Origin of the sequence: Rosistilla carotiformis, assembly GCF_007753095.1 — a bacterium.
Taxonomy (GTDB): domain Bacteria; phylum Planctomycetota; class Planctomycetia; order Pirellulales; family Pirellulaceae; genus Rosistilla; species Rosistilla carotiformis.
In genome coordinates this window covers 4661974-4682053 of sequence record NZ_CP036348.1, presented here as the reverse complement: position 1 = coordinate 4682053, position 20080 = coordinate 4661974, and the positions used below count along the sequence as shown (strand labels likewise).

The window sequence follows — 20080 nt, the reverse complement described above, 5'->3', positions numbered from 1 at the left end:
ACGTCTTAATCCACGTACAAGAATTCGTTAGAGCTGAACAACATCTGGCACAATGTCGCCAGCGCTTCCTGGTCCGGAGTTCGTTGAGGTTTCTTCTTTGCATCGGCCTTGTAAGCTGGCTGCGTCGCAAAAATGGCCGACTGTTCGGCGACCAATTCTTTTGCCGCAGCCCGTTCGTCGTCGCTGCAGGCGCGAGCGAAGATCAATCGCCAAGCGAGCTCGATTTGCGTGTCGAGATCATCGGCGGCGTCGCGTTGCAATCGCTCGGCAAGCAACCGCGAGAACTCGAGCACTTGATCGCTGTTGAGCATCATCAGCGACTGAGTCGAACTGGTCGAAGGTCTTCGCAGATCGCAGTTCGGAGACATGATCGGTTGATCAAACGCTTCCAACACGCTCAACGGTTGGCTTCGTCGGACCTGGACATAGACGCTGCGTCGCAGATCTTCCCCCTTCATGTCGATCACCGCACCGGGGCGGCCGGCACTACTGTTTTCGATTCCGATCACGAAGCGTCCGACGGGATCGGGCATCACGGGAATGGCCGGTCCAAACGGCTTGGAATTGATTTGGTCGGCGATCGCCAACATGCTGTCCCGGATCGCTTCGGCATCGAGACGCAACAGTCGCGCCCCGCCGTAGAGTTCGTTGTCCGGATCGGCCGCGATTTGATCGGGCGCGACGCGCAATTGTTGTTGCCAGGCTGTCGAAGAGAGGATCAACCGGTGGATGTGCTTCAGGCTCCAACCACTGTCGATAAACTCCGAAGCCAACCAATCGAGCAATTCCGGATGCGACGGCAGTTGACCAAGGATGCCAAAATCGTTCGGGGAAGTGACCAAGCCGCGGCCAAAGTGATGCATCCAGATTCGGTTGACCAAGGCCCGGGCTGTCAACGGATGTTTGGGGTCGGTTAACCGCCTGGCGAATGCCAGCCGTCGCCCTGTCGTTGGCAACGCGGTGTCGTTGGAGGGGACCTCGGGAAGGTCGACGTTCATCGAAACGACGGTCAGTCCTCCCGGTTGCAGTTCCTGCTTGGGTTGTTCGTGATCGCCGCGATAGAACAATTGAGTCACCGGCACGCGTCCGGGAACTTCAGTCAACGCGCGGACAAACTCTTGTTTCGGCTTCGTGTCCCGAACCTTCTTCGCCTCTGCCGCCATCGCCTTCAATTCGTCCGAGGCCTTGCGATCGTAGAGGTACAGCGAACTGGCCGTCACGTTCAGCTTGGGATACTTTTTGATCAACGCTTTCTGTTCATCGGTTCGCTCTTTGACCGGTGTCTTGTGAGTCTCGCGAGCCAGTTCGTGCGTCTCTTCGGGCAGCTTCTCCAGTTGTTTTTCGAACGTGGCGTCGATGAATTCGGTCTGTTTGGCGATTCGCGTGGCGTCGAGCTTCTTGGCTTCCGCTTCCACCTTCGCCGCCTCGGCTCGCATCGCATCGGTGTACAGCGAAACCAAACGCTTCGGCGGGCTACGCCATTTCTGCCAATCGAATCCCGGTTCGAAGATCGCTCGGAAACGGAAATAGTCTTCGTGTGAGATCGGGTCGTAGCGATGGTCGTGGCATTGGGCGCAACCGACCGTCATCGCCATCAACGATGAGGAAACGATCGTGACCGTGTCGGCGATCGTTGCATTGCGAGCCACGTTGACGTCGTCGACAGCGCCGCCGGTTCCGTCGGGAGCCATCCGCAAGAATCCGGTGGCGGTCAGCAATTCGGCGTCTTCGTCGCTCAAGTTGTTCAACGGCGTGGAGATCATTTCGTCGCCCGCCAGTTGTTCGTGGATGAAACGATCGAACGGCTTGTCGTTATTAAAGGCGCGGATCACATAGTCGCGGTATCGCCACGCATGGGGCCGCGGCGCGTCGACATCGTTGTACCCTTCGCTGTCGGCATATCCGGCGACGTCCAACCAGTGCCGGGCCCAGCGTTCGCCATACTCATGTTCGCTCAACAAGCGATCGATCCACTGCTGCCAGGCGACCTGATCGTTTTCGGCGGTAAACGCTTCCACCGCTTGAGGTGTCGGTGGCAGGCCATGCAGGTCGATATGCAACCGGCGAATCAAAGCATTGGGAGCCGCTCGGGGGCTGAAACCGAATCCCTTTTCTTCCAGTTTGGCCAACAAGAAGGCATCGATCGGATTGCTGACCGATTCCGTTGCGGCGACCTCGGGAACGGCTGGACGCACGATCGGTTGCAGCGACCAATGCGACCGTTCCTCTTCGGTGATGAACAGCCCGCCGTCGAGCGATTCGGGTTCGGGACGAAGCGTGGTCGCTCCCGAATCGATCCACTGTCGGACGATTTCCAGTTCTTCTTCGCTACACAGCTTGCTCTCATCGGGTGGCATTTCGCCATCGCGCATCCGCTGGTAAAGCACGCTTTCGGCGGCAGCTCCGGGAACGATCGAGGGGCCCGAATCGCCTCCGTCGTGCATGAAGCGAACCAAGCGTAGATCGAGCGAACCCTCGGGGTGCTCCTCTTCGCCGTGGCAATGGAAGCAGTGCTTCTTAAAGATGGCCCGGACGTGCGTTTCGAAATGCGGTGGCTCGGCGGGTTGGCCGCTCACGGCAACTTGGGGCAGCAGGAAACTGATCCCAGCGACAATCAAGCCAATGGTGACGAAAGGTTTCTGATGCATCGCAAACCTGACGGGAAGGAGGGGCCTGGCACGCAGACACGTCATGCGAAGCGAGACTTCGCCGACGCGAGGCACCAGGATTAGGAAGGAGGATTGGAGGCGGGGGGAATCTCATTGTGACATGAATCGCAACGAGATGAAAGACATCTACGCACTATCGCAATGAATCATTCTCGTTAAGCTAGGATTTGCACGTTTGCGACGACTTTTCATGATGTGGGATCGATCAAGACGATGAACGCTATCGAGCCGGGATTTCAGTTTGCCAGCGACAACACCTCGGGAGTTTGTCCTGCGGCGTGGGATGCGATGTTGGAAGCCAACAGCGGCTATGCAGCCTCTTATGGGGACGATCGCTGGACCAAACGGGCGCACGAACTGATCCGCGAGATCTTCGAAGTCGATTGCCACGTCTACTTCGTCTTTAACGGAACGGCCGCGAATTCGTTGGCGTTGGCCGCGATGTGCCAATCGTATCACAGCGTGCTTGCGCACCAATTGGCTCATGTGGAGACCGATGAATGTGGCGGTCCGGAGTTCTTTTCCAACGGCACCAAGTTGCTGTTGGTCGAAGGGGAAGGGGGGCGTGTCGATCCGGCAGCGGTCGAACGCGTGGTGCGTCGCCGTTCGGACGTCCATTTTCCGAAACCGAAAGTCCTCAGCATCACTCAAGCGACCGAGATGGGGACGGTCTATCGGCGTGACGATCTCGACCGGATCTACGAAACCGCGCGACGCTTGCACTTAAACCTCCATATGGATGGCTCCCGATTCGCCAACGCGCTTGCGACTCTAAACGCTTCGCCCAAAGAGTTGACTTGGAAAGCCGGCGTTGACGTGCTCTGTCTGGGCGGAACCAAAAACGGGATGGCCGTCGGCGACTGTGTGGTCTTCTTCAATGACGATCTCGCCTTTGAGTTTGAGTTCCGTTGCAAGCAGGCCGGCCAATTGGCTTCGAAGATGCGCTACCTTTCGGCCCCTTGGGTGGGGCTGTTGGAATCGGGGGCCTGGCTGACGAATGCCCAACATGCCAACGCGATGGCCAGCCTGTTGGCTCAGCGACTGCAAGCCTTCCCCAGCGTCAGTGTTCGCGATAGCGTCGAATCGAACGCCGTCTTTGTGCAATTCCCACCCGCGGTCGCCACGGCACTGCGGGCTGCGGGGTGGCACTTCCATGATTTTATCGGTGTCGGTGAATCGCGATTGATGTGCTCGTGGGCCACGAGCGAGGCGGAGATCGATGCGTTTTTGAAATCGCTTGCCGACGTGGTCGATCAAAATCCCTGAGATAGCGTGTTGTCTGCCCCCAGGCTATGATGGGGCCTTGCTATAAAGCGATCGCTTACAACCAGCCGTTTCGCCCGCCCTGTTTTCCTAACTTCCGTAAACCCAACCTGCTGTGACCGAATCCCACCCGCACGCCGCTGCTGCCGAATCGATCAGTTTTGTGATCCCGGTTTGCAACGAAGAAGACAGTCTCGACGAATTGCATGCGGCGATCTGCGAAGTGGTTCAGGCCCAGGGTTACGACGCGGAGATGATCTTCATCGATGATGGATCGACCGATGCGTCGTGGCAAAAGGTGGAAGCCTTGGCAGCCCGCGATCCTCGCGTTCAAGGGCTTCGTTTTCGAACCAATTTTGGAAAGGCTGCCGGCTTGGCGGCGGGGTTCGACACCGCGCGGGGCACCTTTATCATCACGATGGATGGCGACCTGCAGGACGATCCGAAAGAGATCCCACGTTTTTTGCAGCGGTTGCACGAAGGGTTTGATGTGGTCAGCGGATGGAAGCAGGTCCGGCACGATCCGTGGCACAAAGTCTTGCCCAGCCGAGTCTTTAATTGGATGGTCGGTGCGTTGACGGGCGTTCGCATCCACGATCACAATTGTGGCTTCAAAGCCTATCGCCGCGAGGTTTTTGACGAAGTCAAACTGTATGGCGAACTGCATCGCTTTGTCCCCGTTTTGGCCGCGGCCAAAGGATGGCGGGTCAGCGAGATCGCTGTCGAACACCATGCCAGAAAGTACGGACACTCCAAATATGGCGTCCGCCGTTTGGTCAAAGGTTTCCTGGATCTTGCGACCGTCTATTTCTTGACTGGTTATGCGCAGCGTCCGCTGCACTTGATGGGAACCACCGGAATTCTAAGCACCTTGCTCGGGTTAGCCGGTTTGGTGTGGCTGTCGTTTGCGTGGGTCTTTTCCAGGCTGAACGATCTGCCCGGCGACGACGTGCATCTGCATACGCGAGCGATCTTTTATTTCTGCATCGTCGCTTTTTTGGTCGGCACTCAATTGATGATCGCCGGATTGTTAGCCGAATTGCTGACGGCGACCTCGCGACGCGATGTGCAACCGTATTCGATCGCCCAGCGAACCAAGGCGGCATCGAATGACTGAAACCGACGGTGCCAATGACCGCCAAATGCGGCGGATGGTCTATCTATTGTTGACGATCATTGCCACGGCGATGGTCGGCGGTCGGATCGCGGTGGTGCAATCAAGTACCGGCGAAGTTCCCTTCTTGAGTGCCAATGATCGCAGCCGGTGGTGTACGATTTCCGCCTTGGTCGACGACGGCACTTATGCGATCGATCGGCAAATCAACTATCGCGAACCGGTACGCAAACGCCGTGTTTGGTATTCGATCGATCTGGTTCGGCATCGCGGTGCCGATGGGGAACAGCACTACTACAGCAGCAAGCCGCCGTTGTATCCGACGATGCTGGCCGGGGTGTATGCGGCATTTCGAGCGTTGACGGGGGCGAGTCTTTTCGCCGATCCGTTTTATGTCGGCCGGTGGCTCTTAGCGATCACCAATTTGTTGCCGATGATAGGCTACTTTGCGATCATGCTGTCGCTGATCGAACGCTTTGGGAAAACGAATTACGGTCGGCTGTTGGCTGCCACGGCGGTCACATGCGGCACGTTGTTAGTGCCGTTTGCGATTTCGTTGAGCAATCATCTGCCAGCGGCGATCAGTTCCGCGGTGGCGCTGGTCTGCGTGCTCGCGATCGGCGATCGGCGTGGTTCGTTGTGGCTCGGCTTTGTGGCTGGTTTAGCGGGAGGATTCGCTGCGGCGAACGAACTGCCTGCGCTCTCGATGACCTGTTTGTGGGGCGCGTTGCTGCTGTTGTCGGGCGGCCTGCGGGCGACATCCATGTACGCATTGGGGCTGCTGGTCGTGGCCGTGGCATTCTTCGGAACGAATTATTACGCGCACGGCAGTTGGCGGCCGCCTTACATGCACCGTGGCAACGGCCCCATGATTGCGCGGATCGATGCGGGCGCCGAAACACCCGATGTTGCGATGGTTCGATCGGCATTGATCGAGGCGGAAGGGGATGCGGTCGAAGCCGTTTCGGAACAGACGCCTTTGGAAATCCTGGAGACGACAAAACCGCACCTGATCGAAGTTTGGCTGCCCGAGACGCAACAGCGGTATGCCCTGACGCGCGATGACGCCGGATGGAAACTGTCGCACTGGGACGACTGGTACGAATATCCGGGGACCTATTGGCAACCGCGCTATCGGACGGGAGTCGACAAAGGGGAGCAATCGCGTGGCCTGTATGCCTTCCATGCAACATGGGGGCACCACGGGATCTTTTCGCTGACGCCGATTTGGGTGCTTTCGATCATTGGTTGCGGGATGTGGGTTCGCAGCGGATCGGTTTGCTATCGCAACATGAGCTTGGCGATTGGGCTGGCGACACTGGTTTGCTTTGCCTTTTACATCGCACGTCCACTGATCGACCGCAACTACGGAGGCGTCAGTTGTGCGTTTCGGTGGATGTTGTGGTTCATTCCGCTTTGGATTTGGTTATTGCTTCCAGCCGCCGATTGGATTGCGAAACACCCTCTCGGGCGGGGCTTGGGCTATGTGTTGCTAGCTGTCGGGCTCTTTTCGGTCGTCTGTTCGCTCGAAAATCCGTGGCAACATCCCTGGATCTATCGATACTGGGACAATCTGGGCTGGCTTAGCTATTAATGGCTGGACTACGATGCGCGGATGTATCTCATCCGACCCCTCTACGTTTTTTCAGCGATCCTAATCGTCGCGCTCGCAGCGCGGTGTGGGGCGGCGTATTGGTGGCAAGCGCGGTTGGATCGACAAGGCCAGCATTTTGCCTTCGGTGATTCTCAAAGCTATTGGACGCTAGCAACGCAGATCGCGCGCGGCCAGCCGTATGAATATGGTGGCCCCGAAGCGAAGATCTTCCGGGTTCCGGTCTACCCCCTGATGATTGCTCCTTGGATCGATCGCGACGATCCGTATCGGAACGTTTTGGCGGTTCGATACATGGGGTGCGTACTGGGAACGCTGGCGGTCGCGGGGGTGATGTTCTACGCCCATCGGTTGTTTGGAGCGAACGCGGCCGCATGTGCCGGCGCGTTGGCCGCCCTGCATCCGGGGGCGATTTCGATGAGCATCCTGATCCTCAGCGAAGCCCCTTTTTGTCCGATGATGGTGGGCAATCTGTGGCTGTGGCGACTGGCTTTCAACGCACCAAATCCTAGGGCGACGTTGGGTTGGTCGCTCGCCGCCGGAGCGCTCTCGGGCGTTGCGGTCCTCGCTCGACCCAGCTGGCTGCTTTTCGCAGGCTTTGCTTGCCTTTTTCAGTTCCTGTTGGTGCCGAGCCAATTCCGCAAGACCGCAGGGATGGCAATCGGGATGCTGATTGGCTTCGCCGTGGTGATGTCTCCCTGGTGGGCGCGCAGCTACCAGATTACCGGTCATTTTGTGCTGACAACGTTGCAGGTCGGCCCCAGCATGTACGACGGGCTGCATCCGGGGGCGACCGGAGCCAGCGACACGGGGATGAGTTTCAATACGGAATTTGCGCGGCAGCAACGCCTGGCCGACGCCGTAGCAACTCAGCTGGATAGCACCTTCGAATACCGTTTGAACCAACGGATGTCGAAAGCTGCCAAAACGTGGGCGATGGAGAATCCTGGGGAAGTGCTGCGGTTGGCGGTGGTGAAAGTCGCCCGCACCTGGCGGCCTTGGACCAGTGCTGAAGAGATCCCAGGTTTTGCAATCCGGTTTGCGTCGGCGGCGGGAATGGTGATCGTGGTCGTCCCGGCAGCGATCGGTTTGTGGCGTTACCGTCGCCGTGGCTGGGACGTGTGGATGTTGTGGGTTCCCGCGATCTACTTCACCTGCCTGCACGCAATCTTTATTGGATCGATGCGATATCGTTTGCCCGCAGTCTTCATCCTGACGATCCTTGCTGCCCCGGTTTGGGCGACCTGGCTGCGACGTCTTATGTCTCGCGATACGGAACCTGTTTCCAACTAACATGTCAACGGTGACCGCATTCCGACAACGCGCCAAGGCAGGGGGAATCTCTGTTTGGGTGCTGATGTCGTTGTTGCTGATTGCTGTGGCCGCCGCGATTTGGTCGGCGCTGCCGATGACCGCCGGGGAGCAGGTGCGCCGGCATCTGTTGGGGAAACTGAGATCCCATTACCGCGATGCGCATGTCGACATCCGGTCGGCGCGCTACGAACCCGGTCGCGGGATCATCATCGAACAATTGGTGCTCGGGGATGCGCGGCGGCAATCGGATTGCCAAGCCTTTGTCCGAATCGAACAGATCGTTGTCGACACGAACCTTAGTCTTCAGCGCTTGGTCGATTTCGATTTCAGTCCCAAAACGGTGACCCTTCGCGGCATGGAGGTGAAGTCGCAAATCGATCCCGATGGTCGGCTGGCGGTTGAAAAGTTCATGCCGTTGCCCAACTTTGGTCCGGGGGCGGAGACGATCTTCGTGGAACGCGGTTCCTTGGCGATCACCGACGCCGCCAACCCGGAAGGGCGTCCGGTCGTCATTCGCGAAATCCGAGGCCAGGTCCTCAACCGACCCGCCAATCCGGAAGATCCTAAACGGTATCAATTGACCGCCGAATCGGACTTCTTCGAATCGTTGGACCTGCTGGCGGATGTCACTCCCGAAAAGTGGAACGTGCGATCGCGGATCGTACGGGGAACGTTCGATCGTGCGTTGGCCAGTCAGTTGCCGTTTTGTGTGCGGCAACGGATCAGTAAATTGACGGGGCTTTCGACCGTTTGCGATGCGGTCTTTTCAGCCGAAGGCGATTCGCAAAACGGAATTCGCAATTGGGTCGGCAAGGTCGATTTGATCGACGGTCGCTACGAATCGCCGTTTCTGCCGTACCAGTTGGAGCGTTTGCAGGGGGAATTTCTTCTGCGGCCGCAGGGGTTGGAAGTTGTGTCGTTGTCGGCGCGGATCGGCGATGCGTTGTGCCAGGCGAAAGGGACGACGCAGGGCTGGTCTTGGCCGATGCCGATTGCGTTTTCGCTGGACACCGAAGAGTTATTGTTGCACGAGGAATTGGCATCGTGCACGCCGCAGAAATGCCAAGAGATCTTCCAACGTTTGTTGCCTCGAGGACGCATCGCCGCCAATGCGAACGTCCGGTTTGATGGTCAGAAGTGGAGTTGGCAATCGGCGATTCAATGCCTTGGCGTCGACGTTCAATTCGATCGGTTTCCCTATCCCGTCAAAGATATTCGTGGGACGATCCTGTGCAGCGATCGCGAAACCGTTGGCCAGGGGCTGGTCGGCCGGTTGGAAGGGCAACCGCTGCGTTGCAACGTGCGGCTGGAAAAGGCCGATCGGGCCGCGAACAATCGCACCACCTTGGTCGAACTGTCGACGCAAGGTCCGCTGACGATCGATGAAACGTTGCTGACCGCGTTGACGCCGCGTGGCGAATCGACCTCGAAGCTGGAAACCTTGGTCCGTTCGTTGAACGTCTCGGGCAAAGTTGCGTTGGCGAGCAGCCGTTTCGAAAGCTGGGCCGACGGAACACGTACCAAGTTGATGGACCTGCGATTCGAACAAAGCAATCTGCGGTACGATCGCTTTGCCTATCCGATCCACGATATTCAGGGGCAGGTGTTAGTCGAAAACGATGTCGTCCACATCTCCAACATGCGGGGACAGAGCATCGATTCGGCGTCGATTTCGGCGCGAGGGATTTGCCAAACGGAACCTGCCGGGACGCGGTTCCAGCTGGAGATCGATGGCTACGGCATCTCGATGGACCAATCGCTGCGGCGCGTGTTGGCGGCCGAGCACCAATCGATTTGGGACACCCTGGGCCCTTCGGGGGTGTTGGAACATTTGAACGTTCTCGTCGATTTGCCCGCTGGCGCGACCGTTCCCAAACTGAAGATCATGGCCGATCAATACCCGCGTGACGACACTACGCCCCGTTCGGTCAGCATCACGCCCGAGAGTCTGCCCTATCGTTTGAACATCACCGGCGGACGAGCGGAATATGTCGACGATCAAGTGCTGATTTCCGACTTGCAGGGCTGGCACGGTCAATCGAGGCTGAACGCGCAAGGACGCTGTGTGCGACAACAGGATGGGCGTTGGGTGTTGAGTGTCGATGCGCAACCGCCGACCCGTGTTTTGGTCGACAACGATCTGTTGACAGCGCTTCCCCAAGAGGTGCAAGGCACTTTCCGAGCGATGCAATTGTATGGTCCTCCGGTTAGTCTGCGCGGCACTGCCAACTTTGCCTTTCCCGATCGCGCGCATCCCGATCTCGATTTCGATTGGGATCTGCGACTGCAATTGGAAGGCAATCGGATCGGCGATGCCGGTCCGGTGCACGATATTCGCGGCGAAGTGCATCTTGCCGGAGAACGAATCGATCAAGCGACCATCGCGACCGGCAGCGTACGGTTGGATTCGATGCATGTCGACAATGTGCAGATCACCAACGTCGAAGGGCCGATCTTGATTCGCGAGGACCAATTGTTTGTGGGACAAGCGGTTCATGATGGCAGTTCCGAAGCGGTCGCCGCGTCGACGAAGTCGATCCGTGGCGGGGTGTTTGGCGGCATTGCGGAACTGGACGGCCAGATGGATTTGACCAGCGGACGGTTTGACGTCAACGGTCGGTTCGACAGCATCGACTTTGCGACATTGCTGCGCGACATGGCGCAGCCTGCTTCGCAGACGAAAGGGAAAGGCCGGGCGGTGATGCGATTGCGTGGTCTGCTGGGCGATTTCCAAACGCTCTCGGGACAGGGAAGCGCTCGGTTGACCGACGCCAGCCTCTACGAACTGCCTGCGGTCGTGCGTCTGTTGAATATTCTTAGCGTTAAACCGACCCACGACGGCGACCTCTCAAATTGCGAAATGCAGTTTCGATTGGATGGGGAGCAGATCCATTTCGATGACATTCGAATTTGGGGCGATATCCTCGTGCTGCGTGGTTCGGGGACCGCAAACCTCCGCCAGGAACTCGACCTGCGATTCGAAACCGGTGTCAGTCCGAACAATTTATGGAGCCGATTGCTGAATCCGTTGAAGGATCAACAGTATACTCTTTGGACGATCGATGTGACCGGCACGTTGGCCAACCCGGTGTTCGACAAACGGACTTTGAAGCAGATCGAACAGGCGCTCGAACGGCTGTTCCCTGAATTCGACGGGGACAGCTCCAGCCGGCGATCGGCCCAACGCACCTCGCGACAGGAACTCTTGACCCGTTAGCTCAACTCAACAGGGGAGATGATTGCGATGTCCATTCAACCCAGTGCTGCCGTGACCGGATTGGCCGGGACGGCTCGAGCCCAACAGCGTGGCAGCGATACCGAGACGGTGCGGAATCAACAGGCTGCGGTGAACCAAAGTGAATCGCCGGGGCAAGCTGAAGGAGCGGATCAATTGACGCTCGAGGCGAGCAGCAAGACCGGGGATCGCGACGGGGATGGGCGACGCCCGTTCGAACTGCAAGAACGCGAACAAACCGACGGAGAGCAATCGGAGTCGACGTCGCACGTCAAACCGATCGACGACGACTGTGGCGAGCAATTGGATCTGGAAGTCTAGGCGAAACGCCACGCGGAATCGAAACCTGAGGCCAAGCGTCGGCTGGCAATGGTCTCCTTGGAAATAATGTTGGTCGGCGGGGGCAGTGATCGGCTATAATGGGGGCCCCGCTTCCCATCTCGCCCCTTCCCGCCACGGATGATCATGAATCGCCTACTTGCCTGTTCGCTGTTCGTGCTGCTGACCGAGCCGTTGGTCGCCGAGGATCCGATCGATTTTGTCGAACAAGTGCGACCGATCTTTCAAACACATTGCTACGCTTGTCACGCCGAAGCGAAGCAGAAAAGTGGCTTCCGGTTGGACATCAAGTCGGCTGCGTTTGACGGCGGCGATGGCTATGGCGCCGCGATCGTTCCGGGCGAAATCGACGAGAGCCCGTTGATTGAATTGATCACCAGTGACGATGCCGACACGCGGATGCCTCCCGAAGGAAGCGGGCTGTCGCCGGCGGAGATCGATCTGTTGCGTCGGTGGGTTCAACAGGGGGCGGCGTGGCCCGAGGGCGTCGACCTTGCCTCGCTGGAAGACCGCACCGACCACTGGTCGTTCAAACCGCTTGCATTTCCGATCGACGCGGCGGTTTCCGATTCGCAAACCGCCGCGGACGGGCAGGTCGATGCGGCCAACGATTTGCGGATCGATGCGTTTGTGCAAAACGAACTGCAACGCCACGGGCTGGCATTCTCCCCGGCGGCGCCGCGTCGCGATTGGCTTCGCCGCGTCAGTTTCGATCTGATCGGCTTACCTCCCACGCCGCAACAGATCGCCGAATTCGAACAGGATGATTCGAGCGAAGCCTTCGGCCGCGTGGTCGATCGATTGTTAGCGTCGCCGCGCTACGGAGAACGCTGGGGACAACATTGGTTGGACGTGGTGCGGTACGCCGACACGCATGGCTTCGAAGTCAACACGCCGCGCCCCAACGCTTGGCCGTACCGCGATTATGTGATCGCGGCGTTCAACAACGACACGCCGTACGACCAATTCATCCACGAACAATTGCACGGCGACACGCTGCAGCAGGATGCGGCGACCGGTTTTTTAGTCACCGCGGCGGCGCTTTTGCCGGGGCAAATCGGCAAGGACGACGCGTCGAAGCGGTTGGCTCGGCAAGATGAACTGGCCGAGATCGTGATCAATACGGGAGAGGCGTTTTTAGGTCTCAGCGTTGGTTGCGCTCGATGCCACGATCACAAGTTCGATGCGATCTCGCACACCGACTATTTCGCGATGCAGGCCTTTTTCAGCGGTGTGAAATATGGCGAACGACCGATCGCGTCGGATGATAGCGATCGGCGGCGTCGTCAGGCGGCAAAGCTGGCGGCGCGAGTCGACGAGATCGAAAACGAACTGCAGCAAGCGGCCGATATCGCGATGCCGACGGCGACCGATCCGCAGATGAATTCGCTGGAGTTTGAACCAATCGATGCGCGGTTCGTCCGGTTTACGATCCACGATTGCAATCGGCATCCTTCGTTGGGGTTGATCGAACCGTGCCTGGATGAGTTCGAAATCTTTGCCGCCGATCCGGTGGAGACGAACGTGGCGTTGGCGTCTCGCGGAACGAAGCTGACCGCATCGGGCAGCCGCACTTCGGACAAACACCGACTCGAACACCTGAACGATGGCCTTTATGGGAACAGCCACAGTTGGATGTCCGATACCGCGGGGCGCGGTTGGGTGCTGTTGGAACTTCCCGAAACGACTTCGATCCAACGTGTCGTATGGAGCCGCGATCGGCAAGGGAAATTCAGCGACCGGCTGCCGACGGCCTTCACGTTGCAGGCGGGGCCTTCGTTGGACGCGATGCAACATCTGGCGGGCTTGACCGAAGCGCAAGTGCAACGGTCGCAATCGCTGCGCGACGAGAAGCAGTCGCTGGAAAAACAGATCGAGCAACTGAACAAGACGCCCCAGGTCTTTGCCGGCAGGTTTACGAAACCCGAACCGACCTATTTCTTGTTGCGTGGCGATCCCGAACAGCCGCGCGAAGTCGTTCCGCCGGCGGTGCTTGCCGCTTTGGGAGACGTTCGTCTGCCCGACGACGCGCCCGATCGAGAACGCCGCGTGGCGTTGGCCGATTGGATCGTGCGCCCCGACAATCCGCTGACCGCTCGCGTGATGGTGAATCGGATTTGGCAGTGGCATTTCGGGACCGGATTGGTTGGGACGCCAAGCGATTTCGGCCGCAGTGGCGAGCGACCATCGCATCCGGAGTTGCTCGATTGGTTGGCGGCCGAGTTCATTCGCAGCGGATGGTCGGTCAAGCATCTGCATCGCTTGATCGTGCTGTCGCAGACGTACGGGCAATCGAATCAAATCGTTCCCGCCGGACAGGCGGTCGATGCCAGCGTTCGGTTGCTGTGGCGATTTCCGTCGCGACGAATGGAAGCCGAAGCGATCCGCGATTCGATGCTGGCGGTCAACGGTCGTTTGAATTTGACGACGGGCGGCCCAGGCTTCGATCTGTTCAAGTCGCGTGGGGGATTGAGCGGGTTCCCGCCGATCGAATCGTTTTCCGATCAGGGGCTGCGGCGGATGGTTTATGCCCACAAGATCCGGATGGAACCCGAAGCGGTCTTCGGCGCGTTCGACTGTCCCGACGCCGGCCAAAGCGCCGCCCGACGGCGGCAATCGACGACGCCGATCCAGGCGCTCAACCTATTTAATAGCCGGTTCACGATCGAGCAGTCCGAGGCGCTGGCCGCTCGTGCAGCGGCCGACGTTGGCCAGGAGGTGCGCGATCAAATCCAGTATGTCTATCGGCTGGCATTGGCTCGCGATCCCGAACGCGATGAATTGGATTCTGCTGAAGCGTTGGTCGGCGAGCACGGCCTGCCGACGTTATGCCGCGTGATTTACAACACCAACGAATTCCTGTTCATGCCGTGATCGTTCATGCGATCGGACATCCCAGCCCACGGTTCCTGAAAAAGAGCATCGAAGTCATGAACAATCGACGACGTTTTCTCAGCGATGCGACGACCGGTATCGGTTCGATCGCGCTGGGCAGTTTGTTGGCGGGAGATCGCGCCACCGCAGCGCAGCCCGTGATCGATCCGGCGCAGCCCTATGCTCCGCGACCGCCGCACTATCCGGCCAAAGCGAAGAACGTGTTGGTGATCTTTTGCGCCGGGGCGGTCAGTCAGTTGGAGACGTGGGACTTTAAGCCGGAGCTGATCAAGCAGGATGGCAAGCCGTTGAAGGATGGTCCCGCGGTGACGTTCCAGGGGCCGGCCGGAGCGCTGGCGCGACCGCAGTACACGTTTCGCCCACGCGGTGAAACGGGGAAGATGGTCTCCGACATGATTCCTCATCTGGCCGAACTGACCGATGAGTTTGCGTTTATCCATTCGCTGACCAGCAAAAGCAATACGCACGGACCGGCGGAGAACTTCCTTTCGACCGGCTTTGTCGAGGACGGTTTCCCCAGCGGTGGTGGATGGGTGACGTATGCGTTGGGGAGCGAAAATCAGAACCTTCCAGCGTTTGTGGCGATTCCCGATCCGCGGGGCGTGCCGCAGGCGAGTGTCAATAATTGGGGAGCCGGTTTCCTGCCGGCGGAGTTTCAAGGGACGCCCTTCAGTTCGAAGAATCCGATCCGGCATCTGGCGCCCCCGCCGCAGGTTTCCGCGGCAGCTGATCGGGCGGCGCGGGACTATCTGGAAAAAATGAACCAACGGCATCTGGAGCGGCATCCGGCCGACGGCCAATTGGCCGCGCGGATCGCCAGCTACGAATTGGCGGCGAGGATGCAGTTGAGTGTTCCGGAGATCAGCGACTTGAGCACCGAGACAGCTCAGACGATGGCGATGTACGGCGCCGATGACACTTCGAATCCGATCAAGGCGGCTTATGCAAAGAACTGCATTTTGGCGCGGCGGTTGATCGAAAGTGGCGTCCGGTTTGTTCAGCTGTTCAATGGTGCTTACGCCAGCGGCGGCGAATTGAACTGGGACGGGCACAGCAAACTGAAGACGCAGTACGATCGGCATGCGGAGATCCTGGATCAACCGACCGCGGCGATGATCCGCGATATGGAAGCGCGGGGGCTGTTGGAGGAGACGTTGGTCGTTTGGTGTACCGAATTTGGCCGGATGCCCATGTTCCAAAAGGGAGCCAAGGGACGCGATCACAATCCCGATGGGTTCACGTGCTGGTTAACCGGTGCGGGGGTGCGGCGGGGCGTCAGTCATGGGGTAACCGACGAATTGGGACGCAAGGCGGTGCAGGATATCCATCCGCTGTACGATCTGAACGCGACGATCCTGCATCTGTTGGGGCTCGATCACGAGCAACTGACGTTTGAACACAACGGCGTTCAGCGGCGGTTGACCAATGTCGAAGGGCATCGGATCGCCGAAGTCTTGGCCTGAACCGCCTGTTTGGTGTGGCAGGCGATCGCACCTATTTCGTCAAACTGGGCAAAACGTTATTTTGACGTGCGGGTTCGCTGCGGTTTGCGCACGCGCAGCGGGCATCGATTTTGGAACCCTTTCCTGGCGGTTGGCGACGCGAGCGCGCGTTCACCCTCACCATTCCAACTTGGCCCGACGCGGGTCGATGAGACTGAGAACGACGATGCAATTTACGAAGATGCAAGGTGCGGGGAACGATTACGTTTACATCGATTGCTTTGCCCAGCCGACCCCCGCAGATATCGACAAGCTGGCGATCGCGATCTCCGACCGGCACTTCGGCGTCGGTGGTGATGGCTTGGTTTTAATCCAGCCCTCGGAAATTGCCGACGCGCGGATGCGGATGTTCAACGCCGATGGCAGCGAATCGGAAATGTGTGGCAACGCGATCCGCTGCGTCGCCAAATACTTGTACGACCACGACATCCGGCGGATGCCGACGCTGAACATCGAAACGGGCGTGGGCGTTTTGAAATTGGAACTGCAAGTCGAAGGGGATCGGGTGCACCAGGTGACGGTGAACATGGGGAAACCGATTCTGGAAGCGTCTCAGGTTCCCACGACGATCCTGCCGTCGGGCTCGGTGGTCGACGAAACGTTCGAGATCGATGGCCACACGTTGTCGGTGACCTGTGTTTCGATGGGCAATCCACACTGCGTCTGCTTTGTCGAATCGGCAACCGATGAACTGGTGTTGGGGCTGGGCCCGAAGATCGAAGTCGATCCGCGGTTTCCCAATCGCACGAATGTCGAATTTGTCGAAGTGATCAATCGCGGCGAATTGCGTCAACGCACGTGGGAGCGTGGTGCGGGGGAGACCTGGGCGTGTGGCACCGGAGCGTCGGCGGTTTGCGCGGCAGCAGTGCTGACCGGACGCGCCGATCGTGAGGTTCTGATCCATTTGCTTGGCGGCGACCTTCGCTTGCGATGGGACGAGACCAGTGGAGAGATGTTCAAGACCGGGCCTGCGGTGGAAGTTTTTAGTGGCCAATGGAACGCTTAATCCTCGCGGCGGTGCAGGGGTTGGGATGGGGAGCGATGAAAACCAGCCCGTGCCAATCGATCGCGTTGCAATTTGAAGGAACGCCGCTGTGAAACTGACATCGGGATGGATCGGCGGTTCGTTCAGTTTGGGGACGGCGATCGCGGTGCGCGCGTGGATGAAAACACTGCGGTTCCAAATTTCGTATTACGACCCCAGCCACGATCCGGTCAACGCTTCGTATTCCACGCCGGGGATTTATATCTTCTGGCATGAATACATTCCGTTCATGTTCTATCTGCGCGGGCACAACGACGTCGCGATGTTGTTGAGTCAACACCGGGATGCGGAGACGTTGGCGCGGGCGACCCGTTTTGTCGGCTTTGGAACGATCCGCGGTTCGACGTCGCGCGGCGGGATCACGGCGTTGCGGAAGATGTTTCGGCAGGGCAAGTCGATGAATCTAACGATGACTCCCGACGGCCCACGTGGTCCGCGTCGCGAACTTGCTGCGGGCTGTGTGTATCTTGCGTCGCGTTTGCAGCTGCCGCTGATTCCGTTGGGCCTTGGATATGATCGACCTTGGCGGATCCAACGGGCCTGGGATCAGTTCGCGGTTCCGCGCCCCGGCAGCCGGGCTCGAGCGATCATGGGACCAGGGATTCGAATTCCTGCCAAAGCCGATCGCGACGACTTGGAGACCTACCGGCGACAGGTCGAAGTCGTTCTGAACCAATTGACGGTCGCGGCCGAACAGTGGGCTGAAACCGGACAAGCCGTCGGCCAGCCGTTTGTCGCCGCGCGTGCACCACGCATCTTGCCATGGATGCGCGATCCGTCGGATGACGGCCCCACCGGTTTGCGGTGATGTTGGCGCACCGAGACCTTTAAAATTTCCCGTAAGGTTGCGGGGCGCTCGGGGGCCGGCAAGCGTCACCGGTTTTAGACCAGCATCGAACTGAAGATCAGCCAACGGAAGGTGAGGATCGTGCAGACCAGGCACATCCACCAACATGCCGTTTGTGCGAAGCGGTGTTTCCGCAATCCAATCAACAGCCCGCAAGCGGTTAGCGTGGCGATCGCTTTGAAGGTGATCAACGCCACCGGCGAATCGACGAATTGGGCGCCGACAGGATTGATCTCCCGCATCTGCCCCGCTTGCGATGTCAGCAGCGTCCAGGCGAGATCAAGCGATGCGTGGGCGCAGATCAACGCGACCGATACGACGGTGGCGCGCGACATGAGGTCCAATAGGTTTGCCTCGGGAAACAACGCTGGCGTCTTGGGGGTGGTCATCATCAGATGTCCAAACGCGTAGACGCCCACGATCAAACCAAACATCGTCATCGGATAGGTCAGCTGGTTCAGTGCCGTCGCCGCACTGACCTGGGCGCGGTTGATTTGTTCAGCCTGTTCGTAGCGTTCCACGACAGCGGTTGCTGCGTCGATCAAATCTTGCGATGGCTTGTAACTGGCGAACCATGTGTCGATGGTCTTGAATCGTTCTTTATCGGTGACGGCTTCTTGGAGGTCGCGATAGAGGTCCGATTCGCGATCGAACTTCAACAGGTTCCCGCAAAAAACAATTTCGTTCAAAATCACCGCGGGACTGTCGCTGAAGGCGAAGACCGCTCGATTGGCGAGCAACGAATCGACCACGTATCGCTCATGGAAACGGTTGTTTCGGAATTGACGCGAAGAATCGTCATCGCGTCCACGGTTCCGCGACGTTTGACGGGTGCCGACCCAAATTTTGTAGCCGTTGGCCGATAGGAATTCGGAATTTGGGATGGAAGTGATTTCCAAGGGACAGGCAACGCGTTCGCCATCGACGAAAAGATACCCCTCTTCCAAACGGTTGACGCGCGACTCCTGTTCAATCCGTCCGCCGCGTTCACGGAACGTATCACGAGCCGTGTCGGAAGGTCGTCGACTGGCGACGCTCATCTCCAGATTGGTTTCTGCCAACGCGGAAAACGGAACGGAAAGGATGGCCGAGCACAGGATCACCGTTCGTAAAATCATTCTGTCCTTCTTTCACGCGATCGTTCTCCGGGTGGCGTCGGCACGTCGGTTCAAGATCGCTGTCCCAACCGCCGTCCGATCCAGAGCCCCATCTTTGCGGGGATTATTTCCGCCGTCAACGCATGGCAATAGAAACCCGATCCACGCTGAGAAGTTTCGGACGCGCATGCAAGTTGGTCTGGTTTTGCGCGGCATTTGCGAAGCAGGACGGGGAACAGGTTTTTCGTTTGCGCATCGACGATGCGGGGAAGGCCTGAATTTTCAGCGGAACTTTGTCGAGGCTAGGCGGTTTTAATTTCTCGGGTGACGTAGTTTCCGTAGCGGTCGTGCGCTAGACTGAACGGCAGCACATTCTGCGGATGTTCGTGACCACCCGAGGCCCGAATTTCGCAAGTTCTCATTCCTGAAGCCTAAGGACGATTCGACTTTGGCCGTTAGCCCATCGACAGCAATGCGTTATCAGCAATTGGACCCCGACGTCCGTTTGATGCTGCGCGTACGCAACGATGACGCCACCGCGTTTGAGGAATTGGTCCATCGCTATCAGAACCGTCTGGTGCAATTGTTGGAACACTTGGCACCGCGGCGGGACATGGCCGAAGACCTGGCGCAAGACGTTTTCTTGCGCGTCTATCGGGCGCGGAAGAGCTACGAACCGGGAGCAAAATTTTCAACGTGGTTGTTCACCATCGCGGGCAACGTCGCTAAGAACGCGCTCCGTTCGGCAAGCCGACGCCGTGAAGTGCGGGCGACCGACGCGCCACGACGCAACGCGGACGAAAGCGATGCGACTTTGGAATCGTTGGCCTTGGCCGCCAGTGGGCAGATGCCGGCGCGACAGATCGAAGGGTTGGAACGGGCCGAAATCGTTCGAATGGCAATTCAGGAATTAAGTGAACGACAACGGATGGCGTTGTGGTTGAGTCGTTTCGAGGAGCTCAGCTACGCGGAGATCGCCGAGGTGATGAAGATGACGCCGCAAGCCGTGAAAAGTCTGTTATCTCGAGCACGCGTGAATCTGAAAGAAATTCTTGAGCCGTACATGAATCAAGGTTCCCACTTGGCAGCCTCCAGCAAATCGACCGACGCCGACGATTGATCGCATGGCACCTTAGGTCGGAACGTTC

At 58.6% G+C, this 20080-nt stretch carries 13 protein-coding genes; 11 read left to right on the top strand and 2 right to left on the bottom strand.

The features are described 5' to 3' along the window. Nucleotides 1–5: 5 nt before the first annotated feature. On the bottom strand, nt 6–2648 hold the full coding sequence (locus Poly24_RS16930; RefSeq protein WP_145097953.1) for a PSD1 and planctomycete cytochrome C domain-containing protein: 2643 nt from the start codon (nt 2646–2648) through the stop codon (nt 6–8). A gap of 234 nt (nt 2649–2882) precedes the next feature. Between Poly24_RS16930 and Poly24_RS16925 the strand changes: the two genes are divergently transcribed. The 10 genes from Poly24_RS16925 to Poly24_RS16880 all read left to right on the top strand — a co-directional run bounded on the left by Poly24_RS16925 (nt 2883) and on the right by Poly24_RS16880 (nt 17796). After that, the gene (locus Poly24_RS16925) at nt 2883–3935 is read left to right on the top strand and encodes a threonine aldolase family protein (protein ID WP_145097950.1); all 1053 of its coding nucleotides are present in this window, start codon (nt 2883–2885) and stop codon (nt 3933–3935) included. A gap of 112 nt (nt 3936–4047) precedes the next feature. Continuing rightward, the gene (locus Poly24_RS16920; RefSeq protein ID WP_197451975.1) at nt 4048–5049 is read left to right on the top strand and encodes a glycosyltransferase family 2 protein; all 1002 of its coding nucleotides are present in this window, start codon (nt 4048–4050) and stop codon (nt 5047–5049) included. Beyond that, nucleotides 5042–6640 (top strand): hypothetical protein, encoded by a 1599-nt coding sequence (locus tag Poly24_RS16915; RefSeq protein WP_145097947.1) that lies wholly within the window; start codon nt 5042–5044, stop codon nt 6638–6640. The genes Poly24_RS16920 and Poly24_RS16915 overlap by 8 nt, the downstream gene beginning before the upstream one ends. 21 nt (nt 6641–6661) lie before the next feature. Continuing rightward, nucleotides 6662–7951: a glycosyltransferase family 39 protein gene (locus Poly24_RS16910; protein ID WP_145097944.1), complete on the top strand. Its 1290-nt coding sequence runs from the start codon at nt 6662–6664 to the stop codon at nt 7949–7951. Nucleotides 7952–7961: 10 nt separating this feature from the next. Next, nucleotides 7962–11189 carry an AsmA-like C-terminal region-containing protein gene (locus Poly24_RS16905; RefSeq protein WP_197451974.1) on the top strand — a complete coding sequence of 1076 codons (3228 nt, stop codon included), beginning with the start codon at nt 7962–7964 and terminating at the stop codon, nt 11187–11189. Between the two features lie 27 nt (nt 11190–11216). Further along, nucleotides 11217–11528, top strand: a complete 312-nt coding sequence (locus Poly24_RS16900; protein WP_145097938.1) for a hypothetical protein — start codon at nt 11217–11219, stop codon at nt 11526–11528. A gap of 144 nt (nt 11529–11672) precedes the next feature. Further along, complete coding sequence (locus tag Poly24_RS16895; RefSeq protein ID WP_197451973.1) at nt 11673–14420, top strand: PSD1 and planctomycete cytochrome C domain-containing protein; 2748 nt, start codon at nt 11673–11675, stop codon at nt 14418–14420. Between the two features lie 56 nt (nt 14421–14476). Next, on the top strand, nt 14477–15904 hold the full coding sequence (locus Poly24_RS16890; RefSeq protein WP_145097931.1) for a DUF1501 domain-containing protein: 1428 nt from the start codon (nt 14477–14479) through the stop codon (nt 15902–15904). A gap of 205 nt (nt 15905–16109) precedes the next feature. Then, entirely contained in the window at nt 16110–16949 is an 840-nt protein-coding gene (dapF, locus tag Poly24_RS16885) for a diaminopimelate epimerase (protein ID WP_145097928.1), read from the top strand. Between the two features lie 88 nt (nt 16950–17037). Beyond that, nucleotides 17038–17796: a lysophospholipid acyltransferase family protein gene (locus Poly24_RS16880; protein WP_145097925.1), complete on the top strand. Its 759-nt coding sequence runs from the start codon at nt 17038–17040 to the stop codon at nt 17794–17796. A gap of 74 nt (nt 17797–17870) precedes the next feature. Here Poly24_RS16880 and Poly24_RS16875 read toward each other — a convergent pair whose 3' ends face one another. Then, entirely contained in the window at nt 17871–18953 is a 1083-nt protein-coding gene (locus tag Poly24_RS16875) for a hypothetical protein (protein WP_145097921.1), read from the bottom strand. Nucleotides 18954–19380: 427 nt separating this feature from the next. On the opposite strand from Poly24_RS16875, the gene Poly24_RS16870 reads away from it, so the two are divergent. Further along, on the top strand, nt 19381–20052 hold the full coding sequence (locus tag Poly24_RS16870; protein WP_231753187.1) for a sigma-70 family RNA polymerase sigma factor: 672 nt from the start codon (nt 19381–19383) through the stop codon (nt 20050–20052). Nucleotides 20053–20080: the final 28 nt, after the last annotated feature.